Raw genomic sequence first — 13,172 nt, 5'->3', positions numbered from 1 at the left:
GCCCCCGGCCTTTCCTGTCGGAAGCGGTCCGTCCTTTTCCCTCGGGCTAATCCAAACGCCTTGCCCGTTTGAAGCCCTCCTCGCTACGCTAAACCTCCCGTGAGAACCATCGACGATCCCAGCCGCAAGCCGACGAAACCCCTGCCCCCCGCCCACCGCCTTTTTTCCGCCTCGGTGGTCGACGGCGTGGAGCGCGCGCCGAACCGCTCGATGCTCTACCCCACCGGCTTCCAGCACGAAGATTTCAAGAAGAACCTGATCGGCGTCGGCTCCGCCTGGAGCGAGGTCACCCCCTGCAACATCCACCTGGACAAGCTGGCCGAAGAGGCCGCCGGGGGCGTCGACGCGGCGGGCGGCAAGGCCATCTCCTTCAACACCATCACCGTCTCCGACGGCATCTCCATGGGTACGGAAGGGATGAAGTATTCCCTGGCCTCCCGCGAGGTGATTGCCGACTCGATCGAGACCGTCGTCGGCTGCCAGGGCCTGGACGGCTTGGTCTTCGTCGGCGGGTGCGACAAGAACATGCCCGGCGCGCTCATGGCCATCGGCCGCCTGAACCGGCCCGCCGTCTTCGTCTACGGCGGCACCATCCTGCCCGGCTGCTTCAAGGGGAAGGACATCGACCTGGTGAACGTCTTTGAGGCCGTCGGCGCCCGCGCCAACGGAAAGATCCCCCAGACCGAACTCGACGCGATCGAAAAGTGCGCCATTCCCGGCCCCGGCTCCTGCGGCGGCATGTACACCGCCAACACGATGGCCTGCGCCATCGAGGCCCTGGGCATGAGCCTGCCGAACAGCTCTTCGGCCATCGCCGAGTCGAAGGAGAAAGTCGACGAATGCCGCCACGCCGGCGCCGCCGTCATCCCCCTCATCGCCAAAAATATCCGCCCCCGCGACATCATGACGCGGAAGGCCTTTGAGAACGCCATCACCGTCGTCATGGCCCTGGGCGGCAGCACCAACGCCGTCCTCCACCTCCTGGCCATCGCCCACGCCGCAGGGGTGAAGCTGGAGCTGGACGACTTCACCCGCATCGGCAAGCGGGTCCCCGTCCTGGCCGACCTGAAGCCCAGCGGCCGCTACGTCATGGCCGCCCTCTGCCGCATCGGCGGCCTGGTGCCGCTCATGAAGCGGCTCCTGGACAAGGGCCTCCTGCACGGCGACTGCCTGACCGTCACGGGCAAGACCGTGGCCCAGAACCTGAAGAACGCCCCCGATTACCCCGCCGGGCAGGACATCATCCGCCCCTTCGAGGACCCCATCAAGCCGGACGGCCACCTCGTCGTCCTCCGCGGCAACCTGGCCCCGGACGGCGCCGTGGCGAAGATCAGCGGCAAGGAGGGCCTCTCCTTCCGCGGCAAGGCCCGCTGCTTCGACTCGGAAGAGGAGGCCCTGGCCGCCATCCTGGACAACCGCGTGAAGAAAGGGGACGTCATCGTCGTCCGCTATGAGGGGCCGCGCGGCGGCCCGGGCATGCGGGAAATGCTGGCCCCCACCTCCGCCGTCATGGGCAAGGGGCTGGGGAAGGACGTGGCCCTCATCACCGACGGGCGCTTCTCCGGCGGCAGCCACGGCTTCGTCGTCGGCCACATCGCGCCGGAAGCCTACGTCGGGGGCCCACTGGCCCTGGTGAAGAACGGGGACCCCATCCTCATCGACGCGCAGAAGCGCGTCATCGCCCTGGACGTGCCCGTCCGGGAGCTGGCCGCCCGCAAAAAGAAGTGGAAGACGCCCGCCCCCCGCTACACCCGGGGCGTCCTGGCCAAGTATGCGGAACAGGTCAGCTCCGCCCACCTGGGCGCGGTGACCGATTTGCACTTTGCCCCAAAGCGGGGTAAGTAAACGGAAAGGAACGCCCGATGGAACCCGCGCATCCCAAAAAACACGGCGTCCATCGGGCCCTCTTCCTCACCACGCTGGGCCTGCTGGTCAACGCCGCGCTGGCCGCGGTGAAGATCACCGCGGGTGTCCTGGGCCACTCCACCGCCCTCTTTGCCGACGGCATCGAGTCCTCCGCCGATACCCTCACCTCCCTGATTATCTGGGCGGGATTCCGGCAGTCCCTCCGGCCTCCGGACGCCTCCCACCCCTTCGGCCACGGGAAGGTCGAGTCCCTGGCGGGCTTCCTCGTCGCCCTGGCGCTGCTGGGAGCCTCCCTGGTCATCGCCGTGCAGGGCGTCGGGCAGGTCCTCCATCCCGGGCCGGAACCCCACTGGCTGACCCTGCCCGTCCTGGCCATCGTCATCGTCATCAAGGAATTCCTGGCCCGCCGCGTCCTGAGCACGGGCGAGGATCTGCAAAGCCGCTCCCTCCATAACGAGGCCTGGCACCACCGGGCCGACGCCCTCACCTCCATCGCCGCCTTTGTCGGCATCTCCGTGGCCCTGCTGGGCGGCCCCAAATACGTCGCCGCCGATGGCGTGGCCGCCCTGGTGGCCTGCGTCATCGTGGCGATCAACGGCCTGCGCCTCCTGGGCCCCTCCTTGGACGACATGCTGGACGCCGCCCCGCCCGCCGCCCTGCGGCGGAAGATCCGGGAACTGGCCGAATCGGTCAAAGGGGTGGAACGAATCGAGAAATGCCGCGTGCGGAAAAGCGGCCTGGAGCTGCAAGTCGTCATCCACGTGGAGGTCGACGGGCAGATGACAGTGGAAAAGGGGCACGCCATCGCCCATGACGTGAAGGACCGCCTGATCGAATCCTCCCTGGGTGTCGCGGAGGTCGACGTCCACATCGAACCCGCCGGACAGACCGAAGGGCGGGAACACACGCCCCCTCCGTCCAACTAGCAGACGCCGGTTAGATCGGCGTGGTCGGCGGGGGATTCGTCGGCACGTTGATCGACTGGCCGGTGGCGCCGTCGATCACGGCGGAAGGATTCGTGCGCACGTCCGGAGTCACCGGCAGGGCGCTGGGCGGGGCCACGGGATCGAACGCGCCTTCCGCTCCGTAGGGCGTGGCAAAAACGTCGGGCTTCTGATTCGTCGGCCCCGGGATCAGGGCGGGAGCGGGAGCGTAAAGGGCCACGATGGAATCGGGCGTCACCGCGCCGGGAGAGCCGGCGGAGGTGGCCGCCGGGGCGGCGGCCGGAGACGCGGCAGCCTCCGCCGCGGCGGCGGAAGCGGGAAGCGGGGCGGGAGAGGCCGATACCTGCGCGTTGGACGCGTTTCCATCCACCCGCACGCCGCCCAGCGCGCCGCCTTCCACGCGGACATCCCCGCTGGCGGCCAGAGTCATGGTGGCCACGCCGGTGGAGTCCACGTTGACCTCCCGGCCATTCATGGTGAAGAAAAGCGGGGTGGCATGCTCACCCGCCGGGGTGACGATGACGGAGAGGTTCCCCTCCGCGTCGCGGCCATAGCTGACCTGGAAGGAGTAGGAATCGATGTCGATCTGCCGTCCGATGGTGCCGGTGGGCAGCGTCGCCACCACGTTTCCGGCCGTGTCGTAGACGTAAAGGGTGTCGTTCGTGCCGACCTTCATCGAGAAGGGCTTGCCGGCGGCAAATGCCGCTCCCGCCCAAAGAAGGGAACAGGCAGCCCCCAGGAGGAGAGCCTTATGAAGTTTCAGGAAACGGGAGTTCATGGGATAGTTCATGCCGCGATCCTCCATCTGTCGTATTTTCGTCCCAAACGCCTTGAGAATCAAGAGCATAATAGACTCGTCAGCAGGAATCGGGCCCCTTTATAGAGGGATTTTTAGGCGCAACGCGGCCTTTTCAAAGCGCAGGACAGGCTCTAATCGTCATTTTCCATGCATTTTACCCTCGGCCATTCCCCCGACCCGGACGACGCCTTCATGTTCTACGCCCTGGCCAAGGACAAGATCGACGCCCGCGGCCACACCTTCGAGCACCTGCTCCAGGATATCGAGACGCTCAACCAGCGCGCATTCCGGGAAGAGCTGGACATCACCGCCTTCTCCATCCACGCCTACGCCTACCTTTCGGACAAATACGCCCTGCTCCCCAGCGGCGCCAGCATGGGGGACAACTACGGCCCCCGCCTGGTGGCCAAGCGGATGTATTCCAAGGAGGAGCTGGCCAAGGCCAAGATCGCCATCCCGGGCAAGCTCACCAGCGCCTTCCTGGCCCTCCAGCTCTACCTGGACCAGACCGCCGAGCAGTTTGACTGGATCGAGGTCCCCTTCGACCAGATCTTTGACGCCGTGAAGGACGGCCGGGCCGACGTCGGCCTCATCATCCATGAAGGGCAGCTGACCTATCAAAAGGAAGGCCTCGTCCTCTGCGAGGACCTGGGCGCCTGGTGGCACCGGGAAACCGGCGGCCTCCCCCTCCCCCTGGGCGGCAACGGCGTCCGCAAGGCCCTGGGGAAGGAAACCAATCAGGAGCTCTCCAAGATCCTCAAGGAAAGCATCTCCTACGGCCTGGCCCACCGGAAGGAGGGCGTCGACTACGCCCTGCCCTTTGGCCGGGGCCTGGATACGCAGCTGGCGGACGACTTCATCGGCATGTACGTGAACGAGCTGACCGTCGACTACGGCGAGCGGGGCCGCGCGGGCATCCGGGAATTCCTGAGCCGGGCGGAAAAGAAGGGCCTGATCCCGAAGCAGGGCCCCCTCGAATTCGTCGAATAGGTTGTGCGGGCGATCCGGCGGGCGTAGAATAGCCCCCTGATGATTTCTCCCCAAACCTGGCAGATCGCGGGCCGGACGTTCCGTTCCCGGCTCCTGGTCGGCACCGGCAAGTTCTCCTCCAACGCCGCCATGATCGCCGCGCTGGAAGCGAGCGGCGCGGAGATCGTCACCGTCGCCCTGCGCCGGGCCGACCTCACGGGGAAGGAAGACCCCTACGCCGACATCCTCACCGCCATCGACCCGGAGAAATACCTCCTCCTGCCGAACACCTCCGGCGCGATGAACGCGGAGGAAGCCGTCCGCCTGGCCCGCCTGGCCGCCAGCGCCGGGCTGCCGAAGTGGGTGAAGCTGGAGATCCACCCCGATCCCCGCTACCTCCTGCCCGACCCCATCGAGACCCTGGCCGCCACCGAAATCCTGGCCAAGGAAGGTTTCACCGTCCTTCCCTACATCAACGCCGACCCCGTCCTGGCCAAGCGCCTGGAAGACGCCGGCGCGGCCACCGTCATGCCGCTGGGCGCCCCCATCGGCTCCAACCGGGGCCTGGAAACCCGCGCGCAGCTGGAAATCATCGTCGAGCAGGCCACCGTCCCCGTCATCGTCGACGCGGGCCTGGGCGCGCCTTCCCACGCCGCCGCCGCGCTGGAGCTGGGCGCCTCCGCCGTCCTAGTGAACACGGCCCTGGCCGTCGCCCCCGATCCCGCCGCCATGGCCCACGCCTTCAAGCTGGCCGTGGAGGCCGGGCGGATCGCCTACGAAACGGGCCTCGCTCCCGCCCACGTCCAGGCGGAGGCGACCAGCCCCCTCACCGGGTTCCTGGAGCCCGCCGGGACGCGATGACCTTTTCCGAATCGTTCCGCGCCGGGCCGCCTCCGGCCGCTGCGCTCCGCCGCTTCGCCGCGCTCCTGGAACCGGACGCCGACCTGGAAGCCGCCGCCCGCGAGGCGCAGCTGCTCACCCGCCGCCACTTCGGCAAGACGATGCGGCTCTTCGCGCCGCTCTATCTTTCCAACGAGTGCATCAACATCTGCAAGTATTGCGGCTTCTCCCGCGACAACCCGATCCTCCGCACCACGCTCACCGTCGACCAGGTGGAAACGGAGGCCCGCCACCTGGCCGCCGAAGGGTTCCGCAACCTCCTCCTCGTCGCCGGGGAGCATCCCAAGTTCGTTTCCGAGGGCTACATGGCGGAGTGCGTCGCGCGCATCCGCCCCTTCGTCCCCTCCGTCTCGCTCGAAGTCGCGCCGATGGAGACGGAGGCCTACCTGCCGCTGACCGCCGCCGGGGCGGAAGGCCTCGTCGTCTACCAGGAGAGCTACGACCGGGAAGCCTACGCGGAACTCCACACAGCCGGTCCCAAGCGGGACTTCGACTGGCGGCTCGACACCCCGGAGCGGGCCTACGCCGCCGGGTTCCGCCGCCTGGGCATCGGCGCCCTCTTCGGCCTGGCCCCGTGGCGCACGGAAGCGATGGCCTTGGCCGCCCACGCCGCCCACCTGCTGAAACATTGCTGGAAGGCCTCCCTCACCATCTCCCTGCCCCGGCTCAAGCCCGCCGCGGGCGACTTCGCCCCGCGCCATCCCTTCACCGACCGGGACTTCGTCCAGCTCCTCTGCGCCCTGCGCATCGCCTTCCCGCAGGTCGGCCTGGTCCTCTCCACCCGCGAGCGGCCCGCCTTCCGCGACGCGCTGGCCAACCTGGGCGTCACCATGATGAGCGCCGGCTCCCACACCGAGCCCGGCGGCTACACCGGCGCGGGCCGCGACACCCTCCACCGCACGGAAAAAGGCCGCGCCGTCTCCCTGGCGGAAAGCGAGAAGGAGGCGACCGCCACGGAGCAGTTCTCCGTCAGCGACGAGCGGAGCCCCGCCCAGGTCGCCGCGCGGCTGCGGGAGCTGGGCCTGGAGCCGGTCTGGAAAGATTGGGAAGTCTGCCTCGGGGCCTGATGATCGGCATCGTTCTCAACGGGCAGCCCGTCGAGGTGGCGCCCGGCACCCTCCTGAAGGATCTGGCCGCGAAGTTCAGCCTCCCTGCCAAGGCCATCCTCGTCGAACGGAACGGCGAGGCCCTTCTCCATTCCGAGTGGCCGGAAACGCCCGTCGCCGCGGGCGACCGGATCGAATTCATCCGCATGGTGGCCGGGGGATGAGCCGCCTCCCCATCTACGAGATCGCCGACGCGCTGGCCGAGGCCCTGCGGACGGAGAACCGCCTCATCCTCCAGGCGCCCACCGGATCCGGCAAGTCGACCCAGGTCCCCCAGATCCTCCTGGACCGCGGCCTGGCGGGGGACGGGGAGATCGTCGTCCTCCAGCCCCGGCGGCTCCCCACCCGCATGCTGGCCGCCCGCGTGGCGGCGGAGCGCGGCGGGCAGCTGGGCCAGGAAATCGGCTACCAGATCCGCTTCGACCGCGTCGCCTCGGACAAGACCCGCGTCCGCTTCGTCACGGAGGGGCTCCTCCTGCGCCAGATGCTGGCGGAGCCGACGCTCCCCGGCGTCTCCGTCCTGGTCTTCGACGAGTTCCACGAGCGCCACCTCCACGCCGACGTGACGCTGGCCCGCGCCCTCGACCTGCAAAAGCGGCTCCGGCCCGACCTGAAGATCGTCGTCATGTCGGCCACCCTGGAGGCGGCCGCGCTGGAGAAATACCTGGCCCCCTGCGTCACGCTCACCTCCGCCGGGCGGACCTTCCCCGTCACGATGGAATACCTCGACAAGCCGGTGGAGGGCGACCGCTACCCCGTGTGGCAATTGGCCGCCGACGAATTGCAGCGGCTCCTCCCCGCCCATCCGGAGGGGGACGTCCTCATCTTCATGCCGGGCGGCTACGAGATCGACCGCACCCTTTCCGCCCTCCGCGCCGTCCTGCCGCAGCAGGAATGGATCCTTCTTCCCCTCTTCGGCGAGCTTCCGGCCAAGGAACAGGACGCCGCCGTGGCGACGTACGACAAGCGGAAGGTCGTCGTGGCGACGAACGTGGCGGAAACGTCCCTCACCATCGACGGCATCCGCCTGGTCATCGACTCCGGCCTGGCCCGCATCGCCAAGCACGATCCCTACCGGGGCATCAACACGCTGCTGGTGGAGCCGATCAGCCGCGCCTCCGCCGACCAGCGCGCGGGCCGCGCGGGCCGCACCGCGCCGGGCCACTGCCTGCGCCTCTGGACGGCCAAACAGCACGAGCACCGCCCCGTCTCCGAGCTGCCGGAGGTCAAGCGCCTCGACCTTTCCGAGGCGGTCCTCTCCCTCCGCGCGGGCGGCATGGAGGACCTGCGGGCCTTCCCCTGGTTCGAGCCGCCGGAGCCGCGCGCCCTGGAGCGGGCGGAAGGGCTCCTGCAGGACCTCGGCGCGTGCGACGCGGCGAACCGCCTGACCGCCGTGGGCCGCCGGATGAGCGCCTTCCCCATGCACCCGCGCTACGCCCGAATGCTCCTGGAGGCGGACGGGCGCGGCTGCGTCCGCCCCGTCGCCCTCATCGCCGCCATCATGCAGGGGCGCCCCCTCCTCCTGCGGGAGACGGACAAGAAGATGGGCCAGAACCGGGACGACTTCCTGGGCGTGGAGACGGAATCCGATTTCTTCCTCCTCATGCGCGCCTGGCGCTTCGCGGAGAAATCCAATTTCGACCTGGGCCGCTGCAAGATGCTGGGCATCCACGCCCAGGCCGCACGGCAGATCGGGCCGCTTTTGGAAAACTTCCTCCGCCTGGCCGGACAGCAGAAGCTGAACGTGGAAGAAAAGCCCGCGCCGCCGGAGGTGATCCAGCGGTGCCTCCTCGTCGGCTTCGCCGACCACCTGGCGCGGCGGCTCGACGGCGGCACCCTGCGCTGCGACATCGTCCACAACCGGCGCGGCACCCTGGTCCGGGAAAGCGCCGCGCACGACGCCCCCTTCTTCGTCGCCGCCGAGGTGCGGGAGGTGAACCGGGGCGGCCAGCTCGACGTCCTCCTCTCCCTGGCCACCACCGTGAAGGAAGAGTGGCTGCGCGACGCCTTCCCGGACGATTTCTCCGAGAAGGCCGAGGTCTTCTTCGACGAGAGCCTCAAGCGCGTCATCCAAAAGCGCCGCACCGTCTTCCGCGGCCTGGTCTTAAAGGAAACGGGGGAGGAAGCGCCCGATCCCGACCGGGCCGCCGCCCTCCTGGCCCAGCGCGTCCTGGAAGGGAAGATGCCCCTCCACGGCTGGGACGACGCGGTGGAGCAGTGGATCGTCCGCCTCAACCGCCTGCGGGAATGGATGCCGGAGCTGGAGCTGCCCGCCCTGACCGAGGAGGACCGCGTGACCCTCTTGGAGCAGCTCTGCCACGGCGCCACCAGCTACCGGGAGATCAAGGACCGCCCCGTCTGGCCCGCCGTGAAGGCGTGGCTCTCCCCCCAGCAGCAGGGGTGGCTGGAAAAATACGCGCCGGAGCGGGTGCCCCTGCAAAATTCCAAAGGGGAGCGGAAGGCGAAGATCACCTACGCGAAGGAGGGCAGCCCCATCCTGGCCGCGCGCATCCAGGATCTCTACGAGGTGGGCGGCGACCTGCGGATCGCCGGGGGAAAGGTGCCGCTGGTCATCCAGGTCCTGGCGCCCAACCACCGCCCCATCCAGGTCACCCAGAACCTGACGACCTTCTGGAAGGAATCCTACCCGAAGCTTAAGCCCGAGTTATCGCGGAATTACCCGAAGCACGAGTGGCGCTGACCTGGTGCGCCCGCTTGAGCGCCGTGACGTAGGGTTCCGTGTCCTGGTCCAGCGCGTGGAGTTCCAAAAGGCCGCGCACCTCCCGGCAGGCTTCCTTTTGGTCCGGGGCTTCCAGAATGTAGGCCAGCGGCGTCCGCTCCTCGAAAAGCGGGTTGCGGTTCTTCCGCTGCATCCACTCGTCGGCCAGCGGCGGATTGAGGGCGATGTGCAAATTCTTAAACATGCCCAGCACGTAGCTGATCCGCTCCAGGGCGTCCTGGGAAAGGACCGGCTTCTCCTCCGCCTTGAGCGCGGCATACTCCTCCGCCGTGGGGAGGCCCAGCAGGCGCCGGGCGTCGTCTTCCTGAAGGTGCCAGCAGTCGGCAATCTTTAGAAAGCCCTGGCGGGCCGCCGGGCTGATCGCCTTGCGCTCCTCCGGGTTGGTCAGGTCAAGGGGGGCGGCCATCTCTCTTGGATTAGGAGATCACCTCGCCCTCGACAAACCCCTTTTCAGGCGCGATTCTAGGGAAATGGGTTCCCCCCTTGTCCTCAACCCCGCCCGGATCTACGACGATCCCATTTTCATCCAGCAACAGCTTCCGCCGGAAGTCATTGATATCCAAGACTCCGCAGTCCGTTCCAAGGGCCCCGTGCAAGTCGATCTCACCATCCAGCGGGATGGCGAGTCCCTGATCGTGACCGGAAAGGTGGGCACCGTCCTTTCCACCCAATGCGGCCGCTGCGCCGACTGGATCGATTGGCCTGTGCAGATCGACGAATTCATCCACCTCCTGGAGGCTCCCCTCCCCGATTCGGTGGACTTGACACCCCTGGTCCGGGAAGACATTCTGCTCGACTTGCCTGTGGTGACGGCGTGCCGTCTCACCCCGGACCGAAAGTGTCCGATCAGCGGGAAAACCTATCCCGAGGCAGGCGAAACGCCGTCCCCAATTCACGGCGCCGATGTTTGGAAAGAATTGGACAACATATAATTAGAGTAACAGGAGTTTTATGGGAGTTCCCAAACGGAAGACCTCGAAGGCCCGCATGCGTTCCCGCAAGGCGGCGAACAAGTGGACCGCCCCCGGCCTTTTCACCGACAAGAAGACCGGCAACCGCCATCTGGGCCACACCGTCGACCCGAAGACCGGCATGTACCGCGGTCGCCAGGTCCTGACGAAGACCGCGGGCGAATAACGCCCACGCCCCCTTTCGTCCGGTTTTGAAAATCGCCCTCGATGCGATGGGCGGGGACTTTGCCCCCGCCAATCCGATCGCCGGCGCCATCCAGGCCCTCCGCGAGTATCCTGAGATCTCCCTCGTCCTCGTGGGAGACCGGGCCCGCGTGGAGGCCGAGCTGGCCAAGCACGACGTGCGCGGCCTGGAGGGGCGCTACGAATTCGCCCACGCCTCCCAGGTCGTGGAGATGCACGACAACCCGCTCGACAGCGTCCGCCGCAAGCGCGACTCCTCGATCAGCGTCTCCGTCGACCTGCTGAAGGAAGAGAAGGCCGACGCCTTCGTCTCCGCCGGGCACACCGGGGCGGCCGTGGCCGCCTCCGTCATCAAGCTGCGCACCCTCCCCGGGGTGGAGCGCCCGGGCATCGCCACCGTGCTGCCCACGGAGACGAACCTCTTCGTCCTCATGGACTCCGGCGCCAACATCGGCGCCACGCCCCGCCACCTGCTGGACTACGGCATCATGGGCAGCATCTACTCCCGGGAGATCCTCGGCTTCGCCAACCCGCGCGTCGGCCTCCTGTCCATCGGCACGGAGGACGCCAAGGGCAACGACCTGACGAAGGAGGCCTTCCGCCTCCTCGCCGAATCCGGCCTGACCTTCAAGGGGAACGTCGAGGGGCACGACCTCTTCGAAGACCCCGTGGAAGTCGTCGTCTGCGACGGCTTCGTCGGCAACGTCGTCCTGAAGACCTCCGAGAGCCTGGCCAGCGCCATCTTCCACTGGCTGCGGCACGAGCTGGTGAAGTCCCCCCTGCGGAAGCTGGGAGCCTGGCTGGCCCGCGCCGCCTTCTACGCCATCAAGAAGAAGACCAATTACGAAGAATACGGCGGCTCCCTCCTCCTGGGGGTCAACGGCGTCTGCGTCATCGCCCACGGCTCCTCCAGCCCCAAGGCGGTCAAGAACGCCATCCGCGTCGCCAAGGAGGCGGTGGCCCACCGGGTCAACCCGATCATCATCGAACAGATCCAACGGCACCATGATCGCGCCCAGAAAAACTCTCAAGATTCATCCGCGGCAGTCTCATCCGCGTCGTAACGCGTCGATCTTCTCCACCGGCGCCTACCTGCCGGAGAAGGTGCTGACGAACGCCGACCTGGAAAAGATCGTCGACACGACCGACGAGTGGATCACCACCCGCACCGGCATCAAGGAACGCCGCATCGCCGCGGAGGGGGAGATGACCTCCGACATGGGCGCCGCCGCCGCCCTTCAGGCCATGCAGGAAGGCGGGATCAAGCCGGAGGAGATCGACCTCATCATCTGCGCCACCTGCACGCCGGACACCATCTTCCCCTCCACCGCCTGCCACATCCAGGAGAAGATCGGCGCCAAGCGCGCCGCCGCCTTCGACATCCAGGCGGCCTGCTCCGGCTTCCTCTACGGCCTCATCGTTGCGGAGCAGTTCATCGCCTCCCACGTCTATGAAACCGTCCTGGTCATCGGCGCGGAAAAGCTCTCCTCCATCGTCAACTGGAAGGACCGCAACACCTGCGTCCTCTTTGGCGACGGCGCGGGCGCCGTCATCGTCCGCAACCGGCAGGACGGCCACGGCCTATTGGCCAGCGACATGGGCGCCGACGGCTCCCAGACCGACATCCTTTCCCTCCCCGCCGGCGGCTGCCGCCTGCCCGTCACGGCCGACGTGATCGACCAGCAGCTCCACACCCTCCAGATGTCCGGCCGGGAGGTCTACAAATACGCCGTCAACGCCATGAACGACTCGGCGGAGCGGTGCCTGGCCAAGGCGGGCATCGATTCCTCCGAAATCTCCCTCATCATCCCCCACCAGGCCAACGTGCGGATCATCGAGTCGGTCGCGCAGAAGATGAAGGCCCCCCTCTCCCGCTGCTACATCAACCTGGACCGCTACGGGAACATGTCGGCGGCCTGCATCCCCGTCGCCCTTCACGAGGCGGCGAAGAAGGGCATGCTCCACCAGGGGGACATCATCCTCCTGGTCGCCTTCGGCGGCGGCCTCACCTGGGCCAGCGCGGTCCTGGAGTGGTAAGGGCTACTTCGTCCGGCCGTCCCCCGGCCGGATCTCCGGTCCTCGGGACCGCAGACCGTTCTTCGGGAAAATCGCCTCGCCCAGGTTCCTGAGCTGGTCGGCCCGCTCCTCCGCCTGGAAAAACTGGGTAAAGGTCATCGCCTCCCCCTGCGGGCCCTTCAGGACATAGTAATCCAGATCAGTCCCCTTCCTGGCCGCCGCGATGGCGGGCTTCAGCGCCGCGGCGATCTCCTCCTGCGTCTGATCCTCCGCGCGGACCGGGTAATGATGCCAGCCTTTGCTGCTGTAAATGAGGGTGGCCAGGAGATTCCATTTTCCCTCCCGCGTCCCCGGCGCGGCGGCCAGGACAGCCAGGTCATGGTATTCCTTCCGCTCGATAAGCGCGGTGGCCAGGCGGAAGGCGCTCCCCGCCTCGTGCAGGGGGAAGTTTTCCTTCTGCGCCCGCTCGGAGAGGATGCGGATGACGTGGCTGCGGGCGCCGCGCGGGCAGCGGTCCTCCAGCGTCTCCCGCAGCAGGGCCGCGGGGGCGTTGAAATGGGATTGGGGCGGGCGGATCTCCTGGGCCGCGCGCACCCAGGCGTCGTCGGGCAGGTGATGGGGCCACCAGCCGGGAGCCAGATCCTTCTTCATGCCCCGGATCGTCGCCGTTTTCCGGCC

At 67.7% G+C, this 13,172-nt stretch carries 14 protein-coding genes; 11 read left to right on the top strand and 3 right to left on the bottom strand.

Features of this window, described 5'->3' with window-relative positions; genetic code table 11:
- Positions 1-99 precede the first annotated feature (99 nt).
- Both ilvD and PW734_07150 read left to right on the top strand, forming a co-directional pair.
- Positions 100-1,845 carry a dihydroxy-acid dehydratase gene (ilvD, locus tag PW734_07155; protein ID MDE1170969.1) on the top strand — a complete coding sequence of 582 codons (1,746 nt, stop codon included), beginning with the start codon at positions 100-102 and terminating at the stop codon, positions 1,843-1,845.
- Positions 1,846-1,862: 17 nt separating this feature from the next.
- Positions 1,863-2,792, top strand: a complete 930-nt coding sequence (locus tag PW734_07150; protein MDE1170968.1) for a cation diffusion facilitator family transporter — start codon at positions 1,863-1,865, stop codon at positions 2,790-2,792.
- Between the two features lie 10 nt (positions 2,793-2,802).
- Here PW734_07150 and PW734_07145 read toward each other — a convergent pair whose 3' ends face one another.
- Positions 2,803-3,588: a hypothetical protein gene (locus PW734_07145; protein ID MDE1170967.1), complete on the bottom strand. Its 786-nt coding sequence runs from the start codon at positions 3,586-3,588 to the stop codon at positions 2,803-2,805.
- Positions 3,589-3,756: 168 nt separating this feature from the next.
- Here PW734_07145 and PW734_07140 point away from each other — a divergent pair, with 168 nt between their 5' ends.
- From PW734_07140 to hrpB, 5 genes are read left to right on the top strand one after another with little or no spacing between them, the layout of a single operon-like run.
- The gene (locus PW734_07140) at positions 3,757-4,599 is read left to right on the top strand and encodes an ABC transporter substrate-binding protein (protein MDE1170966.1); all 843 of its coding nucleotides are present in this window, start codon (positions 3,757-3,759) and stop codon (positions 4,597-4,599) included.
- Between the two features lie 39 nt (positions 4,600-4,638).
- Entirely contained in the window at positions 4,639-5,439 is an 801-nt protein-coding gene (locus PW734_07135; protein MDE1170965.1) for a thiazole synthase, read from the top strand.
- Positions 5,436-6,545 carry a 2-iminoacetate synthase ThiH gene (gene thiH / locus PW734_07130; protein MDE1170964.1) on the top strand — a complete coding sequence of 370 codons (1,110 nt, stop codon included), beginning with the start codon at positions 5,436-5,438 and terminating at the stop codon, positions 6,543-6,545. The genes PW734_07135 and thiH overlap by 4 nt, the downstream gene beginning before the upstream one ends.
- Positions 6,545-6,748 carry a sulfur carrier protein ThiS gene (gene thiS / locus PW734_07125; protein ID MDE1170963.1) on the top strand — a complete coding sequence of 68 codons (204 nt, stop codon included), beginning with the start codon at positions 6,545-6,547 and terminating at the stop codon, positions 6,746-6,748. Before thiH ends, thiS begins: the two co-directional genes overlap by 1 nt.
- Positions 6,745-9,285 (top strand): ATP-dependent helicase HrpB, encoded by a 2,541-nt coding sequence (gene hrpB / locus PW734_07120; protein ID MDE1170962.1) that lies wholly within the window; start codon positions 6,745-6,747, stop codon positions 9,283-9,285. The genes thiS and hrpB overlap by 4 nt, the downstream gene beginning before the upstream one ends.
- On the opposite strand, the gene PW734_07115 is transcribed toward hrpB, so the two are convergent.
- The gene (locus PW734_07115) at positions 9,239-9,730 is read right to left on the bottom strand and encodes a hypothetical protein (protein MDE1170961.1); all 492 of its coding nucleotides are present in this window, start codon (positions 9,728-9,730) and stop codon (positions 9,239-9,241) included. The genes hrpB and PW734_07115 overlap by 47 nt on opposite strands.
- Positions 9,731-9,794: 64 nt before the next feature.
- Between PW734_07115 and PW734_07110 the strand changes: the two genes are divergently transcribed.
- The 4 genes from PW734_07110 to PW734_07095 are packed head-to-tail and all read left to right on the top strand — an operon-like array spanning position 9,795 to position 12,515.
- Positions 9,795-10,256 (top strand): hypothetical protein, encoded by a 462-nt coding sequence (locus tag PW734_07110; protein MDE1170960.1) that lies wholly within the window; start codon positions 9,795-9,797, stop codon positions 10,254-10,256.
- A 19-nt stretch (positions 10,257-10,275) separates the two neighbouring features.
- Positions 10,276-10,461, top strand: coding sequence for a 50S ribosomal protein L32 (gene rpmF / locus PW734_07105; protein MDE1170959.1), 186 nt, complete (start codon positions 10,276-10,278; stop codon positions 10,459-10,461).
- A gap of 25 nt (positions 10,462-10,486) precedes the next feature.
- Entirely contained in the window at positions 10,487-11,542 is a 1,056-nt protein-coding gene (plsX, locus tag PW734_07100) for a phosphate acyltransferase PlsX (GenBank protein MDE1170958.1), read from the top strand.
- Positions 11,484-12,515, top strand: a complete 1,032-nt coding sequence (locus tag PW734_07095; protein MDE1170957.1) for a ketoacyl-ACP synthase III — start codon at positions 11,484-11,486, stop codon at positions 12,513-12,515. The genes plsX and PW734_07095 overlap by 59 nt, the downstream gene beginning before the upstream one ends.
- A gap of 3 nt (positions 12,516-12,518) precedes the next feature.
- On the opposite strand, the gene PW734_07090 is transcribed toward PW734_07095, so the two are convergent.
- The gene (locus PW734_07090; protein ID MDE1170956.1) at positions 12,519-13,145 is read right to left on the bottom strand and encodes a hypothetical protein; all 627 of its coding nucleotides are present in this window, start codon (positions 13,143-13,145) and stop codon (positions 12,519-12,521) included.
- Positions 13,146-13,172: the final 27 nt, after the last annotated feature.

Source organism: Verrucomicrobium sp. (assembly GCA_028283855.1).
Classification (GTDB): Bacteria; Verrucomicrobiota; Verrucomicrobiia; order Methylacidiphilales; family GAS474; genus GAS474.
Note: the sequence above shows the minus strand (reverse complement) of the source record. Positions and strands in the feature narration are given on the sequence as shown.